Source organism: Paraburkholderia sp. TE9906 (assembly GCF_056279605.1).
The window spans coordinates 168401-188495 of the sequence record NZ_JBWCCT010000003.1; the positions used below are offsets into that span (position 1 = coordinate 168401).

The 20095-nt window shown below is 64.1% G+C and carries 17 protein-coding genes; 4 read left to right on the forward strand and 13 right to left on the reverse strand.

The window, feature by feature from the left end:
- Positions 1-104 precede the first annotated feature (104 nt).
- From ACZ9H4_RS08480 to ACZ9H4_RS08495, 4 genes are all read right to left on the reverse strand, one after another.
- Positions 105-1319 (reverse strand): polysaccharide biosynthesis/export family protein, encoded by a 1215-nt coding sequence (locus tag ACZ9H4_RS08480; RefSeq protein ID WP_408142309.1) that lies wholly within the window; start codon positions 1317-1319, stop codon positions 105-107.
- A complete protein-coding gene (locus ACZ9H4_RS08485; protein WP_408142311.1) occupies positions 1319-1780 on the reverse strand; it encodes an arsenate reductase/protein-tyrosine-phosphatase family protein in 462 nt (153 codons plus the stop codon). The genes ACZ9H4_RS08480 and ACZ9H4_RS08485 overlap by 1 nt, the downstream gene beginning before the upstream one ends.
- Positions 1781-1826: 46 nt before the next feature.
- Entirely contained in the window at positions 1827-3287 is a 1461-nt protein-coding gene (locus tag ACZ9H4_RS08490; protein ID WP_408142313.1) for a UDP-glucose dehydrogenase family protein, read from the reverse strand.
- 99 nt (positions 3288-3386) lie between these two features.
- On the reverse strand, positions 3387-4784 hold the full coding sequence (locus ACZ9H4_RS08495) for an undecaprenyl-phosphate glucose phosphotransferase (protein ID WP_408142315.1): 1398 nt from the start codon (positions 4782-4784) through the stop codon (positions 3387-3389).
- Between the two features lie 654 nt (positions 4785-5438).
- Between ACZ9H4_RS08495 and ACZ9H4_RS08500 the strand changes: the two genes are divergently transcribed.
- On the forward strand, positions 5439-6986 hold the full coding sequence (locus ACZ9H4_RS08500) for a mannose-1-phosphate guanylyltransferase/mannose-6-phosphate isomerase (protein WP_408142317.1): 1548 nt from the start codon (positions 5439-5441) through the stop codon (positions 6984-6986).
- A gap of 97 nt (positions 6987-7083) precedes the next feature.
- Here ACZ9H4_RS08500 and ACZ9H4_RS08505 read toward each other — a convergent pair whose 3' ends face one another.
- Positions 7084-8265: a transposase gene (locus ACZ9H4_RS08505; RefSeq protein WP_476118747.1), complete on the reverse strand. Its 1182-nt coding sequence runs from the start codon at positions 8263-8265 to the stop codon at positions 7084-7086.
- Between the two features lie 581 nt (positions 8266-8846).
- A complete protein-coding gene (locus tag ACZ9H4_RS08510; protein WP_408142321.1) occupies positions 8847-9143 on the reverse strand; it encodes a YciI-like protein in 297 nt (98 codons plus the stop codon).
- Between the two features lie 437 nt (positions 9144-9580).
- Here ACZ9H4_RS08510 and ACZ9H4_RS08515 point away from each other — a divergent pair, with 437 nt between their 5' ends.
- From ACZ9H4_RS08515 to ACZ9H4_RS08525, 3 genes are all read left to right on the forward strand, one after another.
- On the forward strand, positions 9581-9874 hold the full coding sequence (locus ACZ9H4_RS08515; RefSeq protein WP_408142323.1) for a PsiF family protein: 294 nt from the start codon (positions 9581-9583) through the stop codon (positions 9872-9874).
- 265 nt (positions 9875-10139) lie between these two features.
- Positions 10140-10589 (forward strand): hypothetical protein, encoded by a 450-nt coding sequence (locus ACZ9H4_RS08520; protein ID WP_408142325.1) that lies wholly within the window; start codon positions 10140-10142, stop codon positions 10587-10589.
- A 458-nt stretch (positions 10590-11047) separates the two neighbouring features.
- The gene (locus tag ACZ9H4_RS08525) at positions 11048-11641 is read left to right on the forward strand and encodes a BPSL1445 family SYLF domain-containing lipoprotein (RefSeq protein ID WP_408142327.1); all 594 of its coding nucleotides are present in this window, start codon (positions 11048-11050) and stop codon (positions 11639-11641) included.
- A 348-nt stretch (positions 11642-11989) separates the two neighbouring features.
- Here ACZ9H4_RS08525 and ACZ9H4_RS08530 read toward each other — a convergent pair whose 3' ends face one another.
- From ACZ9H4_RS08530 to ACZ9H4_RS08560, 7 genes are all read right to left on the reverse strand, one after another.
- Complete coding sequence (locus ACZ9H4_RS08530) at positions 11990-13060, reverse strand: glycosyltransferase family 4 protein (RefSeq protein ID WP_408142329.1); 1071 nt, start codon at positions 13058-13060, stop codon at positions 11990-11992.
- Between the two features lie 241 nt (positions 13061-13301).
- Positions 13302-14468: an AAA family ATPase gene (locus tag ACZ9H4_RS08535; RefSeq protein WP_408324363.1), complete on the reverse strand. Its 1167-nt coding sequence runs from the start codon at positions 14466-14468 to the stop codon at positions 13302-13304.
- Positions 14469-14535: 67 nt separating this feature from the next.
- A complete protein-coding gene (otsA, locus tag ACZ9H4_RS08540) occupies positions 14536-15948 on the reverse strand; it encodes an alpha,alpha-trehalose-phosphate synthase (UDP-forming) (RefSeq protein ID WP_408142333.1) in 1413 nt (470 codons plus the stop codon).
- A 336-nt stretch (positions 15949-16284) separates the two neighbouring features.
- On the reverse strand, positions 16285-17508 hold the full coding sequence (locus ACZ9H4_RS08545; protein ID WP_408142335.1) for a mechanosensitive ion channel family protein: 1224 nt from the start codon (positions 17506-17508) through the stop codon (positions 16285-16287).
- 460 nt (positions 17509-17968) lie between these two features.
- On the reverse strand, positions 17969-18325 hold the full coding sequence (locus tag ACZ9H4_RS08550; protein ID WP_168664014.1) for a Rap1a/Tai family immunity protein: 357 nt from the start codon (positions 18323-18325) through the stop codon (positions 17969-17971).
- Between the two features lie 175 nt (positions 18326-18500).
- Positions 18501-19241 (reverse strand): ankyrin repeat domain-containing protein, encoded by a 741-nt coding sequence (locus ACZ9H4_RS08555; RefSeq protein WP_408324359.1) that lies wholly within the window; start codon positions 19239-19241, stop codon positions 18501-18503.
- Between the two features lie 52 nt (positions 19242-19293).
- A complete protein-coding gene (locus tag ACZ9H4_RS08560; protein WP_408152607.1) occupies positions 19294-20085 on the reverse strand; it encodes a TatD family hydrolase in 792 nt (263 codons plus the stop codon).
- Positions 20086-20095 lie beyond the last annotated feature (10 nt).

The window sequence follows — 20095 nt, forward strand, 5'->3', positions numbered from 1 at the left end:
TCACAATTCGATCCCGTATCGGTTGCTTCGGCGTTTTTGCTTCGGTCCCGCGCCGCGCCCATGAAGAGAGCGGCGCGGCGCGGGCCTGTCTACGGCTCAGAGGTTCAGCGCGTCAACTGCTTCAGATAGAACAGCGTCTGCACGCTCGGCAGGACCTGCTGCAACACACGGTTGAAGGTGGTCGAAGCGGCGGTGCCCACATACACGACATCGAGCGGCTGCAACTGGAACTGCGAGGACAGCATGATCGAGTCCGGCTGCGTCATGTCGAGGCGGAACACCTCCGGCGTGGTCGGATGGTCCTTCATGCCGCGCATCACGAAAATCTGGCGCGGATTGGCGTCGGTGTTCAGGATGCCGCCGCCTTGCGTCAGCGCATCGGCGATCGTCATGCGGCCGCGCACGATCGGCACCTGGATCGGCGTCTTCACTTCACCCAGCACGAAGATGCGGCTGTCGGTGCGGTCCGGCACGTTGATCACGTCGCCGTTTTGCAGCATCACGTTCTGCGTGGTGTCGCCGCGATCGAGCATGCGGTCGGCGTCGAGCGTGTAGAGCTTGTTGTTGCGCGTGAGGCGCACGCGCTGGATATCGGCGTCCGAGTTCGTGCCGCCCGAGCGCGTGATCGCGTCGACCAGCGAGAGCGGCACGTCGCTGATGGCGAGCGGTCCCGGCGTCTTCACTTCGCCGGTCACCTGGACTTTCTGGCCGCGATACGACAGCACGCGCACGTCGACCTGCGGATTGCGGATATAGCGCACGAGGCCGCTCGCGAGCTGCTCGCGCAACTCGCCGGTGGTTTTGCCCGCGGCCTTGATGCGGCCGACGAACGGGAAAAAGATCGTGCCGTCGGCGGCGATGGTCTGGCCGTACGGGTCGGCCTGGCCCGGCAGCGCGGCCGTATACGGCTGCTGCAACGCACCGCCGATCGACTGCGTGGTGTTGCCGCCCGAGGACAGCGTGCTGCCCTGCGGCGTGGTCAATTCAGGGTGATCCCACACGGTGATGCCGAGAATGTCCTGCGGCGAGAGACGGTACACGTACTGCGACGGGTCGCTCAGAGCCGAGGTCGGCAGCACCTGGGTTTTCGAAGCGGCCGCCTGCGCCTGCGCGGCGATCAGGTTGCCGTCGATCAGATGGACCGGATAGGTTTCGGTGGGCCGGTTCTGGTCGTCCTCTTTCAGGCGCGACGTGTCGAGATAATTGCCCGGTGCGGTGGCGCAGGCCGACAGAAAAGACGTCAGCAAAAGTGTCGCGGCGAACTTCGTACTGAAGCCGGCCTTGACGTTCGCGAATGAGTTTGCAGTGAGTTTTTGCATCAGCATATTTTTTTCAGCCATCCCATGACCAGATGTTCGATGAGCACGAGACTCTCCCTGTAAGCGGTTTCCTCGCCGCCGTGCGGATCGGCGACGTCGGAATCGTCTTCCCATTTGCCGAGCGGATAGACCTTGCCGCGCGAGGCCGGATCGAGCGCTTCGACGTCGCTCACCTGCGCGCGCTCCGTGACCAGCACCAGATCCGCGGCTCGCACGAGCTTGCGGTCCAGCCGGCGCGAGTAATGGATGCCGGAGGCAACGCCCTGCTCGGCGAGCAGGCGTTGCATGACCGGGTCCATCGCGTGGCCGTTCATCGCGCGCAGGCCCGCCGAATGAAACGCGATCGGCGCGGCGGAGCGCCCTGCTTCCGACGCCGCCCGCTGCCTCGCCTTGAACAGCATTTCGGCGGCGGGCGAACGGCAGACGTTGGCGTGGCAAACGATCAGAACGTTGGCGAACATGGCAGGCTCCTTGACGAGGCGCGTGGTGAGCGGGTGGCCCGGCGGCCTAGAGGCTCGCGGCGGCGGCGTTCACCGCGCGTGTATCGACATCCGCGTGCGCGACGGGCAGGCCGTTCGCGCCGACCCGCGCCGGCGCATTGCGCAGCGCGTGCTGACGGCCGATCGCGTGATACTCGATGCCGAGTTCGAGCAGCGCATCCGGCTCGTAGAGATTGCGGCCGTCGAAAATCAGCGGCATCTTCAGCATCTCCTTGAGCGCGTCGAAGTCCGGGCTCTTGAACACCTTCCATTCGGTGAGGATCACCAGCGCGTCGACGCCCTCGGCCGCTTCCATTTCTTCCTTCACGAACGTGAGGCGCGCGTGCTGCTGCGGCACGTCCTTCAGATCGAGCGCGAACACGCGCTTCGATTCGTCGATCGCGACCGGGTCGTAGGCCTTCACGCGCGCGCCGCGGCGCAGCAGTTCGGCGATCAGCGGACGGCTCGGCGCTTCACGCATGTCGTCGGTGTTCGGCTTGAACGCGAGGCCCCACACGCCGAACGTGCGGTCCGACAGGTCTTCGCCCAGACGTGCGACGATCTTCTGCGCGAGGATGCGCTTTTGCGTGTCGTTGACCGCTTCCACCGCTTCGAGAATGCGCAGGTTCGCTTTGTGGTCCGCGGCCGTGCGGATCAGCGCCTGCACGTCCTTCGGGAAGCACGAGCCGCCGTAGCCGCAACCGGCATACAGGAAGTCGTAGCCGATGCGCGGATCGGAGCCGATGCCACGGCGCACCGCTTCGATATCCGCGCCGACACGGTCGGCCAGATTGGCCAGTTCGTTCATGTACGAGATGCGCGTGGCGAGCATCGCGTTGGCCGCGTACTTGGTGAATTCGGCCGAGCGCACGTCCATGTACAGCGTGCGTTCGCGGTTGCGGTTGAACGGCGCGTAGAGACGCTTCATCAGTTCGCGCGCTTTTTCGCCGGGCACGTCCTCGTCGCAGCCGAGCACGATGCGATCGGGTCGCGTGAAGTCTTCGACCGCCGCGCCCTCTTTCAGGAACTCCGGATTCGACACCACCGAGAACATGTGCGCGGCGTTGCGCGCGGCCAGTTCGGCCGCGACCACGTCACGCACGCGCGAGGCCGTGCCGACCGGCACCGTCGATTTGTCGACGATCACCTTGAAGCCCGTCATATGCCGGCCGATATTGCGCGCGGCGGCGAGCACGTATTGCAGGTCGGCGGAACCGTCCTCGTCGGAGGGCGTGCCGACCGCGATGAACTGGATGTCGCCGTGCGCGACTGCGGCCTCGACGTCGGTCGAGAACTTCAGGCGCCCGGCCTTGCGATTGCGCGCGATGATGTCCTGCAGACCCGGTTCATGGATCGGCACGCCGCCGTTGTTGAGCACGTCGATCTTGCGCTGATCGACGTCGAGACAGAACACGTCGTGGCCGATGTCGGCCAGACAAGCGCCCGTCACGAGGCCTACGTAGCCACTACCGATGATCGTCAGGTTCATGTGTTGCACCTCGAGAAAAGGAGTTGATTCGGTGGAGTTGATTCAGGCGTGCGCTCATGTGGCGCGTCGCGTTGCATGACCGGGGCTCGATCGCGGGATTCAATAAGCGTTATTGCCCACGAAGCCCTTCCACAGCGTCAGCACGACGATCTTGATGTCGAGCCAGAAGGTCCAGTGCTGCATGTAGTACAGATCGAGCTTGACGCGGCCCATCATCTTTTCGATGCGGTCGGTTTCGCCGCGATAGCCGTTGATCTGCGCCCATCCGGTGATGCCGGGCTTGATCCGGTAGCGGTGCATGTAGCCCTTCACCAGATCCTTGTAGATGTCGTCGTGTTCGAGCGCATGCGGGCGCGGGCCGACCACCGACATCTCGCCGCGCAGCACGTTGATGAACTGCGGCAGTTCGTCGAGGCTGGTGCGCCGCAGGAACGCGCCGACCGCGGTGATCCGCGGGTCGCGGCGCGTGGCCTGGGTGATCTTGCCGGCCTCTTCCTTGTGCTGCTTCATCGAGCGGAATTTGTAGATCTCGAACTGATTGCCGTCGATGCCCTTGCGCTTCTGGCGGAAGAACACCGGGCCGGGCGAACTCAGCTTCACCATGGCCGCGATCACCAGCATCAGCGGCGACAGCGCGGTCAACGCGGCGAGTGCGAACAGGCGGTCGAACACGCGCTTGGGCAGCACGCGCAGATCGGTGATCGGCGAGGCGGCCAGGTTGATCGCCGGCACGCCGAGCAACTCGACCATCGGCTGATTGAACAGCGTGAGACTGCGCACGTCCGGAATGAAGCGGATGTTCACGAAGTCGTTGCGCAGGTCCATCACGAAGCGATGGATCGCCTTTTCCTTCGAGATCGGCAGCGCCAGCCACAACTCGCGGATCGCACGCTGGCGCACCAGCTGGATCATCCGCTGATAGTCGCGCTCGACCGGCACGCCTTCGATCACGTCGCCCGCGTCCGGGTCTTCGTAGTGATTGATGGTGCCGTCCTCGTCGAACATCACGACCGGGCTGAAGCCCGCTTCCGGGCGGCTGCGCATCTGCTCGATCAGGAAGCGCCCATACGGCGCCCCGCCGACGATCGCCACCGCGCGCTGATTGAAGCCTTCGCGGCGCAGCCCGCGCAGGATCGAATAGACGATCACCTTGGTGACGATCAGCAGCACGATGGTGGCAATTGCCCAGTACACGAGCCACAGCCGCGACAGGCTGTCCGAGCGGTGCAGGCTGAAGCTGATCAGCACGCCCGTGATCTCCACCATCACCCAGCCGCCCGCCACGCGCGACAACAGGTCGTAGAGCGGCTTGCCGCGCCACGATTGATAGATGCCGAGCGCCGGGAAAAACACCACCACCAGCAGGCAGCCGAACGCGAGCGACACGCTTTGCATATCGTCCAGCCACACGAACTTCCCGCTGTGCACGGCCGCCGCGATGGCGGCGCCGAGCGCGACCATGGCGATGTCGATGATTCTCGATAGAACGCTCAGCATGCGCTGCCCCTCAGTTCGTCAGTCAAGTGCCATCCGTTGGTTGGTTGAATCCGTCGCCACCCCGTCCGCCAATCGGGCACACCACGCCGTCGAGCGCGTCCCGCAATAAACCTGCGCGACGCGAAACTGATTGAACCGGTGCGATTGCCCTTCCCTTTTCCCGAACCTGAAATTGCCTGAATGGCCGGATCGGGAAATTGATGTCGGAATGAGTGAATACCCTTGTACAGGTATAGATAAAGCGATATTAAAATTCGCACTGCAAGACCGCAAAATATCTCAAATTGTATCGGTCAAAGTTTCGATATTTTTTCTGAGTTTTGTTCGGCAATTATTACCGAATTGAGGCTTCCTGCCGCTTTTGGAGCGCTCTTAAGGCCGATTTGTAAGGTAAATTCGTCCGCGCCTCGCAATTCCCTACGAAGCTTACGCCTGACTTCGTGACGTCATTCTGACGCAGAATGTGCGGTAAAAAAATGGCCGCCGATTTTTTTCGGGTAATTTTTCTTTTTTATAAATCGACCGGACATTTTTTCTACATGAAATGGATATTTTTATTGCGCGCATTTATATAGTTTTCATTTAACGCGCTTTTATTGATTCCAGACTTCATGATAAAACTCGTCGCATTCACCCAGCCTCGAGGAGTCCATCATGACAGCTCCGGTCACGGCGACACCCGCCGACACCCGGTCCACGCAAGCTATGCCCCTGAACGTCAAACTCAAGGTTCACCCCGTGATTCTCGCGGGCGGCTCCGGCACGCGGTTGTGGCCGATGTCGCGCGAGCAGCATCCGAAACAGCTGATCGGTTTGCTCGGCGAAGACTCGCTGCTGCAATCCACCACCCGTCGTCTCGACGGACTCGAATCCGGCTACCCGCTCACCGAGCAACTGGTCGTGGTGGCCAATGAGGAGCAGCGCTTCACCACCGCCGAGCAACTACGCACGAGCGGCAAGCCGACCCGGCTGATTCTCGAACCCGCAGGCCGCGATACGGCGCCCGCGCTGACGGTGGCCGCGTTGTCGATCGCCGCGCAGGACAGTGACGGCATCATGGTCGTGATGCCTGCCGACCACGCCGTCTCCGACAGCGCCGGCTTCCATGCGGCGGTGGCCGCCGGTGTGCAGCATGCGGCGGCCGGGCACATCGTGACGATGGGCATCGTGCCGACGCGCGCGGAAACCGGCTATGGCTACATTCGCATCGGTGCGGCGCTCGCCGCACAGACGAATGCTACGGATGACGAAGCATCCGGCAAGATCGCTGCGCATCAGCTCGACCGCTTCGTCGAGAAGCCGCATCTGGAACTCGCGCAGCGCTACGTCGAATCGCGCGAGTATTGGTGGAACAGCGGCATCTTCATCATGCGGGCGTCCACCTGGCTGAAGGCGATTCGCCATTTCCAGCCGGCCATTTACGAGGCGTGCTCAGCAGCGTTCGCGGGCGGCAAAGCGGACGGTGACTTTTTCCGTCTGCAGCGCGACGCGTTCAGCGCCTCGCCGTCGAATTCGATCGACTACGCGGTGATGGAACAGCTCGGCGCCGATCAGAGCATCGCCACCGGTGTGGTCGTGCCGCTGCAGGCGGGCTGGTCGGACGTGGGCTCATGGGACGCGATCTGGGACATCTCGGAGAAAGACGCCGAGCGCAACGTGAGCCGCGGCCGCGTGATGTTCGAAGGCGCGTCGTCGACTTTCGCGCATTCCGAAGGACGACTGATTGCCTGCGTCGGCACACAGGACCTCGTGGTGGTCGAAACGGCCGACGCGATTCTCGTCGCCGACAAGTCGCGCGTGCAGGACGTGAAGAAGATCGTCGGCCGGATTCGCGAAGAAGGCGGGCTGGAAGCGTCCAACCATCGCAAGGTGCATCGCCCGTGGGGCAACTACGATTCCGTCGATACCGGCGAGCGCTTCCAGGTTAAACGCATCGTCGTGAAACCCGGTGCGCGGCTTTCGCTGCAAATGCATCATCACCGCGCCGAACATTGGATCGTCGTGCGCGGCACGGCGCTCGTCACGCGCGGTGAAGAGCGCTTTATCGTCTCCGAAAACGAATCGGCCTATATTCCGCTGGGCGTCACGCACCGCCTCGAGAACCCGGGCAAGATGCCGCTCGAAATGATCGAGGTGCAGTCGGGTTCGTATCTCGGCGAAGACGACATCGTGCGTTTCGACGACACGTATGGACGCCAGTGATCAGGCAGCACGGTTGAATCACCACGAATGAAGCGGGAACCTGCGGCGGTTGCTCCTGACTGCCGCGGGGTGCTGCTGAACTAGCTATTCGCCGTGCTCATCCCGCGTGGGAGATGAGTTCTGTGTACGTCGACGAAAAGCGATCCGATGCGCGCTCTGAGGTGCTGCTATTGCCGTCGGATACGGGGGCTGCGACCGGCGCGTCACCGGGATAACGGCGCAACGGTCCACGGAATGCATTGAGCGGACCGTGCAGCGGCGCGCCATGATTCACCGCAACCGGCTCCGGCACGTGGCGCAAGGCGGGCAACGGACGTGCCGTTTGTCTCGGCGCATAGGCCGACGGCGCACGAGCCACGCCCGCGGTGGATTCGGCCGCCGCCTGCGTCGCGCGTTCCCGGTCGATCCACTGCTGCGCCCAGTCGAGCGCGTACTGCTCCGCCTCGTGCACATCCGCGAAGCGCGGGCCGACGAGGCCGGAGCGCTCGACGCGCTTGCCGTCCTTCATGATTTCCGCCCACGCGCGATACATCTCGTTCGGCACCGGCTCCGCCACGACGTAGATCAGATAGCCGTGCGGGCCGGCGATCTGCATGCCGCGTGGCGCGAGACTCAGCGACAACGGGCTGCGCTGATCGTCCGGTGCTTGCGCGTGACGTGCCGACGCGATCGCCGAATTCAGCTGGCCCATCGCCGTGCCGACCGCACCCGCCTCACCGAAATCGGCAGGCACAGCGGCGCGCATCTCGGCCGTTGCGGAGTTTGCCTGCGTGCGCGCCACCGGTGTCGCAGCCGCGAGGCCGGACAATTGCCGCGTCATGTCGGCGATCGGATCAGCCGAGCGCCAGTTGGCGAGCGTGCTCGACACGCCCGGCGCCTGCCACGACTCGGGACTCCTCCAGGACACGCCACGCAGACTCTCGTCGCGCATGCTGGGTGTTTCCGCGGCCGGCGCTGCGGGTTTGGCCGCGACGGGCGGCGCCGGCTGGGGGACGTACGCGAAAGTGCGCCCGGTCTGCGACAACAACCGGACCATTTCGAGCAGCGTGCCGTTCAGTTGCCATTCTTCAAACCGGCGACGGCACGTGGGACCCGACGGATAGCGCCCCGGCAGTTTCGACCAGGGCTCGCCGGTAGTCAGAATCCACAGGACGGCATTCGCCACGATACGTGGTTCGGCGCGGGGCCGGCCGCGTCGGTTCAGACGGACGGCCGGCTCATCGGAGACAAGCGCTGCCAGCAGCGCCCATTCGTCATTGCTTAGCTCATCGAAAAACATTTGGGTTTTCTCCACGCGGCCTGGCCTGGCCGCGGCGTTGGACCTGCCACGGATTCAACTTTCACGATCCGTGTGCGGCCCTCGGTTGCACAAATATGTTTGGTACGTTCAGTTGGCTGGTCAATACCGCCCTGACTTAGTGCGGTTTGTCCCTATTGCGAAGCACAGAACGTGGTCTCACTCGTGCATGGGAGAATTTGTGCACGAAGCATACCATCCCAGGGTTTGCGTGAGTACAGTTGAGACAAGTGTTACGGATAGAAACAATCTTGTCCTTTTCACTGCGTCTTTACTTGCATTGCCGTCACACAAGGGGTGACGAACCTGACAGTGGAGCGTCGTATTGCAGAGCACAACGACGCGCGTCACGCTCGAATAGGATTTACCAATCCTACACGTGATTTAAAGCGCATTTCAATGCGTTATGGGAGTGTGCGAATGACCGGCGCCAGCTGACGGTCGCGCTGACGGCGTGTATGCATGACGCAAATGATGGGGGACGCAAGGGGCGCGTGCGGTGCCTGCGCGTGCGCCCTCATTTCTCTTGATACGGCGCTCGATCTGGCTTGTGGGCGCTGCTTCTAGCGAGTCGGTTTCGCGGCGGCGTCACCCACCACCGTCGTCCACTCGCGCACGCGCCAGCGCGTCACGAGTCCGGCGAGCACGTACGGATCCTTTCTGGCAAAGGCTTCGGCGGCAGCGGGAGAATCGGCTTCGAAGAGCAGCACGGCGCCGTCCGTGGGGTCGGCGAGCGCGCCGGCGAGCACGAGTTCACCGCGCGCCGACGCCGCCCACGCGAGTTTCAGATGCTCGTCGCGATACGCGGGACGCCGTTCGAGGTAGTCGGAAACGAAGTCGTACATCAACAGATAGTGCATGGCGAGCCCTCCTGTGGCTGGCGAGAGAGGGTGACCGCAAGGCGCTGGCGTCAACTTTGCCCAGCTGATTCACCAAGGAATTTTATGCCGATTTACTATTCATTTGCATTCGCAGCAATGCTGATTACATTTCTACCTTTCAATCAATGATTCAAATAGTGGATAAGCCGATTCCATGGAATAAGCTTAATTAATTGATCTGGATTGCATAACATATTTCCACTCGGGCCTCATTCGCCTGTTTCAATAGGCGGCGGGATGTCCGGTCCCCCTTCGCGTCAGGGAAAACGAGCGTGGGCGCCTGTCAACCGGAATGCGCTTTTATCCGTTCAGGCAGACAGTATTTGCCATAATGGACGTGCCGGGGGGCCCTGGATGCCGTTGACGCCCACGCGCATGAACGACCAAAAACGTTTTCACCACCGATGGAGTGTCACATGAAAATCCAATCCGCTATCGCTACGCTGGTGCTCGGCGCGGTTCTCGTTTCGCCGGTGTTCGCCGGGAACAGCCAGCAAACCAAGATGGCTGACTGTAACAAGCAGGCCGGCGACAAGAAAGGCGATGACCGCAAGGCGTTCATGCAAACCTGCCTGTCCGCGAAGCCGGCCGCCGCGCCGATGACCCAACAGGAAAAGATGAAAGTGTGTAACACGCAGGCCACCGGCAAGAAAGGCGACGAGCGCAAGGCCTTCATGAAGACCTGCCTGTCGTCCGCGCCGGCTAACTGAGTACGACTGAACGCAGCGCATCGGCGCCATGCAACGAGCATGATGACGAGGCGCTGATTGCTCGAATACGGCCGCGCCGACCTCCGCTTCGACGTCTCGCGCGGCCTCCCGCTTCCCTCGCCTCTCACCCCGCCCTTCGCAGTCCACCCGCCTGAACCCGCCGTTTTCTTCTATGATGGCTGCGGAGACGGCTCACCCCCATATACAACATTAGACGGGCCGCCATCTTGTCGTTGGTGCTGCTGAGCATCGATTGGAGGCAAGGATGGTATCGAAGCATAAAAACCGCTGGTTGAGGCGGTGGCTGCTCGTCATCGTTTTCTGGGCCGTGCCCGTGGCGATCGTCGCAGTCAGCGAGATCCGCGAGGAAATGGCGTACAACGCCGTCGACCTCGACCGCGCGCTGACCACCTGGAATTTCACCGCTGCACAACGCGCCGCCGGCGCGCCCGCGCGCTGCCACGGCAAGCCCGACGAGGCGCAGGCGGCCGGCTGTCCCGCCGACGTGCTGGCCGCCAATGCGCCGCGCCAGCAGGACGCGCGCAACGAATACAGTGTGCGCCGCACGACGCTGATCGGGTATCTGTGGCATGCGTTCGTCGGCTACTGGGTCGTGCCGGCGGTCGTGCTGCTGCTGATCGGCATGCTGATCGGCATGGTGCGCCGCGCACTGCGGCGCCCGCCGCCGGTCAAGAGTCCGGCGAATCATGGATGAGATGCGTCGCAAGAGGCGCCCTCAGGCGAAGGCCGAAAAGATCACGGGAGAGGCCCCGCCGCGGCTCGCCTGTCCCACGCTTCCCGACTTTCGTGTCGCCAATCAAATGCGGCGTCCAGGCAACACTTCCATGTCGATTTTCAGCGCCTGAGCCCGGCTCAAAAATCGGTAAAAAGCGCTTTTCCGCCTGACACCGCACGTTTAGCCGATGCGCGACTGCGCACGACGCAGGTCTCGCGGCAAGCCCAAACAAAACGCCACACAAGCCCTTTCAGGGCCGGCACCGAGGCAGGTCAAAATTACAGCACGGCATCTTGCGATCAGCCGCAAAGCCCCGTCACACAAGGCTTCTCGCCTGCCAGCCAAGTGCGCGTTCGCACTCGCTTGTGATATAACTCAAAGGCAACCCGGCGACATTCGCCCTCATGTTGCGCCCCGGAACTACACGGAGAAAAACGATGCAAAGACGAAACTTCATGTTGAAGACTACCGCTGCGCTCGCTTTCGGAGGCATTGCACTCGCTGGCTGTACGACCACGTCTTCCAGCAGCAGCAACCCCACGCCATCCACCGATTCATCCAAGCGGCAGTCGATCGACGCCGCCGTCGACGGTACGCTCTCACGCCTCTTCACGACCGTGAAGGGTTCCCGCGAACTGGTGTCGAAGGCGCGCGGCGTGCTGGTGTTCCCGTCGGTTCTGCAAGCGGGCTTTATCGTCGGTGGTCAGTACGGCGAAGGCGCGTTGCGCGTGGGCGGCGCCTCGGTCGGCTACTACAGCACGATTTCCGGGTCGTTCGGCCTGCAGGCGGGCGCGCAATCGAAGGCCATCATTTTCCTGTTCATGACGCAGGACTCGCTCGACAAATTCCGCAATGCGGATGGCTGGTCGGTCGGCGGCGACGCCTCGGTCGCGCTGGTGAAGGTCGGCGCGAACGGTGCAATCGACACGACCACGGCAACCGCCCCGGTCCAGGTATTCGTGCTGACCAATGCCGGCCTGATGGGCGACCTGTCGCTGCAGGGCACCAAGGTGTCGCGCCTGAAGATCTGAGCGTGCTATCCGCTTGGGAGGTCTGCGGGGTAAGCGTCTGATCCGCCCGGTTGCGTGAGCGGCGGTGGCCGGGTCAGACGCGGGCCCGTGCGGTCTGCGGTTGCAGGGCGGCGAGCGTGAGCGTCGCGGCGGCGGGTTCGATCGGGCTTGCGGCCGCGGCTTATCCCGGCGTTCAGGCTGTCCTTCAGGGCTTGTGCCGCTAAAGTCCGGCGGCCGCCCAAGGCAACCGCTCAGCATGAAGCAGCAATGAAAAACGGCGGTGCGCATCGCACACCGCCGTTCTTTTTTCACCGCGCCGCGCATATCCGAATGCGCGGCTCGCCGCAGCGGACGAGCGAGTCCGCCGCGTCAACTTCCCGACGACGTATCGATCACCTTGAAGCGCGAGCGCTTCTGCGCGCGAATCACCGACTGATACGCATCCACGTACTGCTGCGCCATCCGGTGCGAGGTGAAGCGCTCCTCGAAGCGCTGCCGCACGCCGGCGCGCGGCATCTTGTGCAGACGGTTGACCGCCGCCACCGCGCCAATCTCGTCCTCGACGATAAAGCCCGTCACGCCGTCTTCGATCACTTCCGGCACCGAGCCGCGATTGAACGCGATCACCGGCGTGCCGCACGCCATCGCCTCGATCATCACGAGACCGAACGGCTCCGGCCAGTCGATCGGGAACAGCAGCGCATGTGCGCCCGACAGGAATTCGGCCTTCTGGTTATCCGCAATCTCGCCGATGAACTCCACGTAGGGCAAGTCCAGCAGCGGCCGGATCTCACGTTCGAAGTACTCGCGGTCGGCCGCGTCCACTTTCGCGGCGATGCGGATCGGCATTCCACAACGCCCGGCAATGCGGATCGCCGTGTCGACGCGCTTTTCCGGCGAGATGCGGCCGAGAAACGCGAGGTACTTCTGCTCGACCGGCTGCGGCGTGTAGAGCTGCTCCGGCAAGCCGTGATAGACGGTGGTGAGCCAGCGCGCCTGCGGCAGCGGATGACGCTGCGCGTTTGAAATCGAAATTACCGGCGCGGTGTTGAAGGTGTCGAAGACCGGCTGCTGCTCGGGCAAATCGAGGCGGCCGTGCATCGTCGTGACGAACGGCGTCTCCTGCCGTTTGAACACTGAGAACGAGTAATAGTCGAGGTGAAAGTGCAGCACGTCGAACTCGTCGGCCTGGCGGCGCACCAGTTCCATCAGCAGCATGTGCGGCGCGATGCGGTCGCGAATGCCGGGGTCCAGACGCAGCGCGCGCGGCCAGACCGCTTCGAGCTTCGCACTGGTGACGGAGTCGCCGCTTGCGAACAGCGTCACGTCATGGCCGAGTTCGACGAGCGCCTCGGTGATGTACGACACGACGCGCTCCGTGCCGCCGTACAGCTTCGGCGGCACCGATTCGGTCAGAGGGGCGATCTGCGCAATCTTCATATTGTATGTCTCCATGAACTGACGGCTTGCGCCTCGTGGCGGTGCGCGTCAGCGACGCCGAGTATGACAGCGCCGTTCACTCCGATCAATGCAACGGCGCGAGGGTGACGCGAGGGCGCGTGCACCACCGGCATCGGAGCATTATTCCCTGGCGCCCGGGGAAAAGCCCCCAACCTTGCATTTGCTCTGCGCTGTTACAGTCGGCTTACATCCGGCCCGACCCGCTCGTCGGCCCCAAAGACTAGCGCGCCGGCCATTTCCAGGCGGGCGGTTCGAGGTCGTCGGCATCGGCGAGGCGCGTCGCACCGAAGTGTTTCTCCAGCACGATCGACTGGCTCGCCTCCTCGCGTTCGAGCGCCGCGATCAACCGCGCCGCATGCGATACCACCAGCACCTGCGAATTCGCCGATGCGCGCGCGATCAGACGCGCGAGCGCCGGCAGCAGGTCCGGATGCAGGCTCGTTTCCGGTTCGTTCAGCACCAGCAGCGCGGGCGGACGCGGCGTGAGCAATGCGGCAACCAGCAGCAGATAGCGCAAGGTGCCGTCCGACAGTTCCGCGCCTTTCAGCGGCCGCAGCAGGCCGTGCTGGCGCATCGCCACTTCGAAGCGGCCATCGTGCGTCGTGACGTCCAGTTGCGAGCCCGGAAAGGCGTCGTCGATTGCCGCGTCGAGCGCGGCCGGGTCGCCGATCTCGCGGATGGTCTGCAAGGCCGCCGCGAGGTCCGTGCCGTCGTTGGACAGCACCGGCGTATGCGTGCCGATTTGCGGCAGCCGCGCGGGCGCTTCGGCGTCGGTGCGGAAATGATCGTAGAAGCGCCACGAGCGGATCTGCTCGCGCACCGTGACCATTTCAGGTGCGCTGCGCGGGTCGGAGAACTCCGTCATCATGCTGTCGAAACTGGCGACAGGTTGCGGAACGGTCTGCCAGTCGCCGTTGCCGTCACGCGTGCGCAGCGCGACGCCGTGGCGGTCGACCAGCAACGCCGAAGGCCGCAGCAGCGGTCCGCTCCAGATGCACTCGCGTTTGATGACCGGGTCGAGCTGGAATTTGCTCGACGCCTGCGGCGTCGGCAAGCCCAGGTCGATCGCGTAGCTGAATTCGTCACTGGCGAAGCCAAGCCGGAGACTGACCGGCTCCTTGCGGCGCGTCCCCTCGACTGGCGACTCGCCCGCCAGCATCGCGCGCGAAAAACGCTCGGGACCGGCCCACAGCGTCGACGGCAAACCGCCCTCGCGCGCGAGCGATGTAATCACGCCGCCGCGCGCGGTCTCCGCCAGCAAGCGCAGCGCGCGATACACGCTCGACTTGCCGCTGCCGTTCGCGCCGGTGATCACGTTCAGGCGGCCGAGCGGCACGATCAACTCGCGCAACGACCGGTACCCCGCGACGGCCAGGGCGCTCAGCATGCGTTCCTCCGTCGTGCGAACGCGAGCGGCGGCACGTCCGCCGCCATGACCTCATCCCCATGCGCCGTCACTTGTGCCCGCCGCCCTTACCCGGTTTCTGCACCGGCACCTTGCGCAGATCGCTCAGGAAGGTGTCGCGCCACACGCCGAGATCGTTCTTGCGCAGCGCCGCCATATTGATCTCATGCCGCCGCTGACGCGCGTCGAGCGGCATCTGCAAGGCGCGCTGCAATGCTTCGCACATGCCGATCGCATCGTGCGGATTGACCAGCAGCGCACCACTCAACTCCGCCGCCGCGCCCGCGAAAACAGACAGCACCAGCACGCCGGGGTCGTCGGGATTCTGGGCGGCGACGTATTCTTTTGCGACCAGGTTCATGCCGTCGTGCAGCGGCGTCACGAAACCGATCTGCGATTCGCGAAACAGCGACATCAGTTTCCAGCGGTCGTACTGCTGGTTCAGATAACGGATCGGCGTGTAGTCGAGGCCCGAATAGCGGCCGTTGATTCGCCCTGCTTCGTATTCGAGGTCCTGGCGAATCTTCTGATAGGTGGCGACGTCCGAGCGGGTGGGCGGTGCGATCTGCACCAGCGTGACGTTGCCGCGCCATTCGGGCGAGCGCTCCAGCAACTGCTCGAACGCGCGGAAGCGCTCGACCAGCCCCTTCGAATAATCGAGCCGGTCGACGCTCATGATCAGCTTGCGCCCTTCGAGGCTCTGCTTCAGATCGAGCACATGCTGGCGGCTTTCGTAGCGCTTCGCCTGCTCGGCGATTTCGTCGGGGAACACGCCGATCCGGTAGACGCCAGTGCGCAGCTTGCGCCCGAATGCTTCGACGAGTCCGTCCGCGCTCACCGTGCCGCGCGCATGGCGCGTCACGTAGTCGTGGAACGCCTGCTCGTCGGTGGCGGTCTGGAAACCGAGCAAGTCGTAGCACGACAGCGACTTCACCAGCTCTTCGTGCGGCGGGATGTTGAGCAGGATTTGCGGCGCGGGAAACGGAATGTGCAGGAAGAAGCCGATGCGGTTCGTCACGCCCTCGTTGCGCAGCGCCTCGGCGAACGGAATCAGATGGTAGTCGTGAACCCAGATGATGTCGTCGGGTTCGAGCAGTTTGATCAGCTTGTGCGCAAGCCATGCGTTGACGCGCCGGTAGCCCGCATACTCCTCGCGCTCGTAACGCGCGAGGTCGTTGCGGTAGTGGAACACCGGCCACAGCGTCGCATTCGAAAAGCCGCGATAGTACTGGTCGTAGTCCTTGCGCGTCAGACCGACGGTCGCGAAGGTCACGGCACCATCCTGTTCCAGCGTAGGCCCCGCGTTGGCGACGGTCTCGCTGACGACGTCGCCGCTCCAGCCGAACCACACGCCTCCCGCGTCCTTCAGCGCACCGAACACGCCGACCGCGAGGCCGCCCGCCGATCCCTTGGTTTCCGTCGGTGTGGCGACGCGATTCGACACGACGATCAGTCGGCCCATGTTGCATGTCCTCCTTGGTTAGCACGGCGCGGGCAGGTGTGCGTTGGCGATGCTGGCGGCGGTGTTGCGAGTTGCGCCGCCGTTGCCCGGAGCGCGATGACGCATACCGTTGCCGCGCCAGGTTCGTGAGTGAGTGGACAGTTCGACCGCTAGCGAGGCTGATCGGTTCAGGCACGCAATGTGAGCCGGGCGCGGTGCGTGCTCATGCGGTCGTGCGGTCGTGCGATCACGCACTCACGCACTCACGCACTCACGCACTCACGCACTCACGCACTCACGCACTCACGCACTCACGCACTCACGCACTCATGAAAGTATGCGTTACCCGCGTGCCCGCTACACTTTTTCCTTCGCTTTCTGCGCAGCCTCCGCCGCGCCCGGCCGTCCAAACCGGCTGGCCACCGGATCGGCCTCGGTATGCGCGGCGGTGCTGCCCGCCGGCGCCTGCGCGCTGCGCGGCACCCAGTCGATCTGCTCGTTCGTGCTGGCTTCCAGCTCCGCCGACACGTCGGCACGCGTACGCGGCAAATATTGCGGATAGTGTCGCTGGATGAAGTCGAGCAGCCCTTCGCGCACGCGGCAGCGCAAATCCCAGTTCAGGCCGGAATCGAGCGAACTGACGAGCGCGCGCAATTGCATCGAGCGCTCGGTGCCATCCGTGACCTGCAGCACCTGCACGCGGCGGTCCCACTCGGGTGCGCTCTCCACGATGCGCGCCAGTTCTTCACGCAGCGGCGCGAGCGGCATCCGGTAGTCGACGAACAGAAACACCGTGCCGATGATCTGTGAGCTGCTGCGCGTCCAGTTGGTGAACGGATTTTCGATGAACCATTGCAGCGGCACGATCAGCCGGCGCTGGTCCCACAGCCGCACCGACACATACGTACCGGTGATTTCCTCGATACGCCCCCACTCGCCCTGAATCACGACGACGTCGTCGAGGCGGATCGGCTGCGACAACGCAATCTGCAAACCGGCGATCAGATTGCCGAGCACCGGCCGCGCCGCGATACCGGCAACCAGACCGGCCACCCCCGCCGACGCCAACAGACTCGCGCCGACCTGGCGGACATTCGGAAAGGTCATCAGCGCGCCGCCCGTGCCGACGATCACGATCAGGATCATCACCGAGCGCGCGAGCACCCGCGCTTGTGTATGGATGCGGCGCGCCTGCAGGTTGTCGGCGCTATCGAGCGGATGAGCGCGGATGATCGCCTCGCCGATGGCTGCCGCCGAGCGCACCGAGAGCCACGTGAGCGCGGCGATCAGCGCGATCGCGGCGACGTCGCGGACCGGCTCGATGTGCCTGAGCGTATCGGGCGCCTCGGACCACACGCCTTCCAGCACCAGAATCACGAGGACGAACAGCGACGGCTTGTCGACATAGCGCAGCACGACGCTAGTGAGCGGATGCGGCCGCGCGATGCGCATCACGACGCGTGCGCCGACCCGGTGAATGCCGATGGCCACCACCGCCACGATCACCGACACGATCAACGCGCCGAACCATGTGTGCAGCGGCGCTTCGGCGACGAGGCTGAAGTCGTCGAGAGTAGACATGGGGGGTATGTTCCTCCTGGCTCGAATGGTAGACAGGACCGCTGCGCGCAGCGCGTGGCCACGCCGTTGGCGATATACCGTACCGCCTGCCGCGCGCTGCGCGCGGGGCCGCCGGACGAACAGGCGGCGTACTGGCTGTGCCGGGCGCGTTGCAGAGCCAGCGCCCCGCCGCGCATGCCCTCACGGCGGCGTTCAATCACAGGCGGCCTGTTGTGCCACGCCCGCGTGACGCATCCGCGGACTACCGACATCTTAGGTCTCAATCGCCGCGCAGTGCGCGAATCGCGCCCAGGCCCCCCGTTGCGCAGAGGGGCGTTCCGGTTTTCAACCGGCTTTGAAGCGGCCGGCCCGGCGCGAATTTTCAACCCCGCGACGGTGCGGCCCGCATACGACGACATTCGCCGGCCACCACGCCCGCCCGCCTGGGGCACCCAGGCTCGCGGGGCGGCCGCCGTTCAGATCAGTCGCTGCTCTTGCAGGGAAATGCCTTGCCGAGCCCCAGCGAGATCGCCGTGCTGGCGTTGTAGCCCGCGACGATCGGATTTTCCGCGATGTACTTGCGCACCGCATCGGTCAACTGCGCGGAGCGTGCGTCGGGCGGCAGGCAGAAGTACTGGCCGACCCGCGGGCCGGTGGTGCCGCCGATCGCGTCGATGGTGTTGAAGATGCCGTCGGCGGCGCCTTCGATGTAGGCGGCGCAGGCGCTACGCGATGCCACATCCGTCTTGGTGCACAGCTTGTTGAGGTCGCCCCCCGTAAACGCGGCTGCCGATAGCGGGACGGCAAACGCGCTGGCGAAAATCAAAGCCCGCAGCATGGTGTTCCTTTCGAGGGTCGTTTATCAGGCGGTCTTTCGCCGCATCCAGACGGCGCGCCGGCTGGCGCGCCAAGTCGTCATTCTGCACTGTTTTACGCAAGCGCAGCAGGCAGGCCGCCGCCATCTTCAGGCCAATGCGCGGCGAATCCGGCGAGCGGCCAGGCCGCCGCGCGGTTCACTTCTGCTGCGTCTGCTGCAGGCGCGCGGTCAGCCCTTCGACGACGTCCGGCTCCTTGTAAGTCTTCGCGAAATCGAGCGCCGTCATGCCGATCTGGTTCTTCACCGTCAGATCCGCGCCGTTGTCGAGCAGCAGCTTTACCGTCGACACATGGCCACCGCGCGCGGCCATCATCAGCGGCGTGGTGCCGTTCGGCGAACCCGCGTCGACGTAGGCCGAGTGGTCGAGCAGCACCTTGACGATGTCGTCGTGGCCGTTCGCGGCCGCGTAGTGCAGCGGCGCCCAGCCCTTCTTGTTGACCTCGGCGTCTTTCGCGATCAGCAGGTTGACGAAGTCCAGGTCGCCGACCAGCGCAGCCATCATCAGCGCGTTCTCGCCGGCTTTGTCTTCGATCTCGATGTTGGTTTTCGGGTTCGCGAGCAGCGCCGCGCCCACCTTGTCCGATTTCTCGCGCGCGGCGATCACCAGCAGCGGAATGCCCTGGTTGTCGATGCTGTTCGGGTCCATGCCCTTCGCGAGCAGCTTGTTCACGCCATCGACATCGTCGAACTTGACCGACTTGATCAGCGAGTCGATCGGCGCCGCCTGCGCCGGCGCCGTGACCAGCGCGCTCACCGCCGCGCACACGAAAGCGGCCGCGAGCGCGGCACGCGATGCGCCGCGGCGCGCCGAAGCCAGCGCGCCGTGCACGGCGGAAGTCGGTTGGAAGGCGGCGGACGACATCGGAATATTTTTCATATTTTACTTTAGGAGACTTTCCTATCCTGTTGATATTGCTAGACTTTATGAATCACTCGCCGGCCGGGACCGGGATCTTGAACAGCCGGAAGAAGTTTTGCGTGGTCGCGGCGGCCAGCGCCTCGTCCGGCATCTCACGCTGTTGCGCGATGAAGCGTCCGACATAACTTACGTACGCAGGTTCATTGGGCTTGCCGCGATACGGCACCGGCGCGAGGTACGGCGAGTCGGTTTCGATCAGCAGGCGCTCGAGCGGCACACGGCGCGCGACGTCCTGCACGTCGGTCGCGCTCTTGAACGTGACGATACCCGACAGCGAGATGTAAAAGTTCTGCGCCAGGGCCTGCTCGGCCACCGCCCACGGCTCGGTGAAACAATGCATCACGCCGCCCGGCTCGCTCGCGCGTTCCTCGGCCATGATCCGCAGCGTGTCTTCCGCCGACGAGCGCGTATGGATGATCAGCGGCTTCTTCGTCGCATGCGCGGCGCGGATGTGCGTGCGAAAGCGCTCGCGCTGCCATTCCATGTCGGCGATCGTGCGGCCTTCGAGCCGGTAGTAGTCGAGCCCGGTCTCGCCGATCGCGACCACTTTCGGATGTACGGCCAGCTCGATCAGCTCGGCGAGACTCGGCTCACGCATGTCTTCGTGATCCGGATGCACGCCGACCGACGCGTAGACGTTCTCGTACCGGCTCGCGATGTCCAGCACGGACGGCAGCGTCTCCAGATCGACCGACACGCACAGCGCATGCGTAACCGAATGGCTGCGCATGTTCTCGAGCACTTGCGGCAGGCGGTCGGCGAGTCCTTCGAAATTGATGTGACAGTGCGAATCGACAAACATGATGAGGTCC

Excerpts from the sequence above, each read along its gene's own strand:
- ACZ9H4_RS08545 (WP_408142335.1), bottom strand. The coding sequence starts at position 17,508 with ATGTCTACTCTCGACGACTTCAGCCTCGTCGCCGAAGCGCCGCTGCAC.
- ACZ9H4_RS08485 (WP_408142311.1), bottom strand. The coding sequence starts at position 1,780 with ATGTTCGCCAACGTTCTGATCGTTTGCCACGCCAACGTCTGCCGTTCG.
- ACZ9H4_RS08550 (WP_168664014.1), bottom strand. The coding sequence starts at position 18,325 with ATGCTGCGGGCTTTGATTTTCGCCAGCGCGTTTGCCGTCCCGCTATCG.
- ACZ9H4_RS08520 (WP_408142325.1), top strand. The coding sequence starts at position 10,140 with ATGGTATCGAAGCATAAAAACCGCTGGTTGAGGCGGTGGCTGCTCGTC.
- otsA (WP_408142333.1), bottom strand. The coding sequence starts at position 15,948 with ATGGGCCGACTGATCGTCGTGTCGAATCGCGTCGCCACACCGACGGAA.
- ACZ9H4_RS08490 (WP_408142313.1), bottom strand. The coding sequence starts at position 3,287 with ATGAACCTGACGATCATCGGTAGTGGCTACGTAGGCCTCGTGACGGGC.
- ACZ9H4_RS08515 (WP_408142323.1), top strand. The coding sequence starts at position 9,581 with ATGAAAATCCAATCCGCTATCGCTACGCTGGTGCTCGGCGCGGTTCTC.
- ACZ9H4_RS08530 (WP_408142329.1), bottom strand. The coding sequence starts at position 13,060 with ATGAAGATTGCGCAGATCGCCCCTCTGACCGAATCGGTGCCGCCGAAG.
- ACZ9H4_RS08560 (WP_408152607.1), bottom strand. The coding sequence starts at position 20,085 with ATGTTTGTCGATTCGCACTGTCACATCAATTTCGAAGGACTCGCCGAC.
- ACZ9H4_RS08480 (WP_408142309.1), bottom strand. The coding sequence starts at position 1,319 with ATGCAAAAACTCACTGCAAACTCATTCGCGAACGTCAAGGCCGGCTTC.
- ACZ9H4_RS08505 (WP_476118747.1), bottom strand. The coding sequence starts at position 8,265 with ATGTTTTTCGATGAGCTAAGCAATGACGAATGGGCGCTGCTGGCAGCG.
- ACZ9H4_RS08510 (WP_408142321.1), bottom strand. The coding sequence starts at position 9,143 with ATGCACTATCTGTTGATGTACGACTTCGTTTCCGACTACCTCGAACGG.
- ACZ9H4_RS08525 (WP_408142327.1), top strand. The coding sequence starts at position 11,048 with ATGCAAAGACGAAACTTCATGTTGAAGACTACCGCTGCGCTCGCTTTC.
- ACZ9H4_RS08500 (WP_408142317.1), top strand. The coding sequence starts at position 5,439 with ATGACAGCTCCGGTCACGGCGACACCCGCCGACACCCGGTCCACGCAA.
- ACZ9H4_RS08495 (WP_408142315.1), bottom strand. The coding sequence starts at position 4,784 with ATGCTGAGCGTTCTATCGAGAATCATCGACATCGCCATGGTCGCGCTC.
- ACZ9H4_RS08555 (WP_408324359.1), bottom strand. The coding sequence starts at position 19,241 with ATGAAAAATATTCCGATGTCGTCCGCCGCCTTCCAACCGACTTCCGCC.
- ACZ9H4_RS08535 (WP_408324363.1), bottom strand. The coding sequence starts at position 14,468 with ATGCTGAGCGCCCTGGCCGTCGCGGGGTACCGGTCGTTGCGCGAGTTG.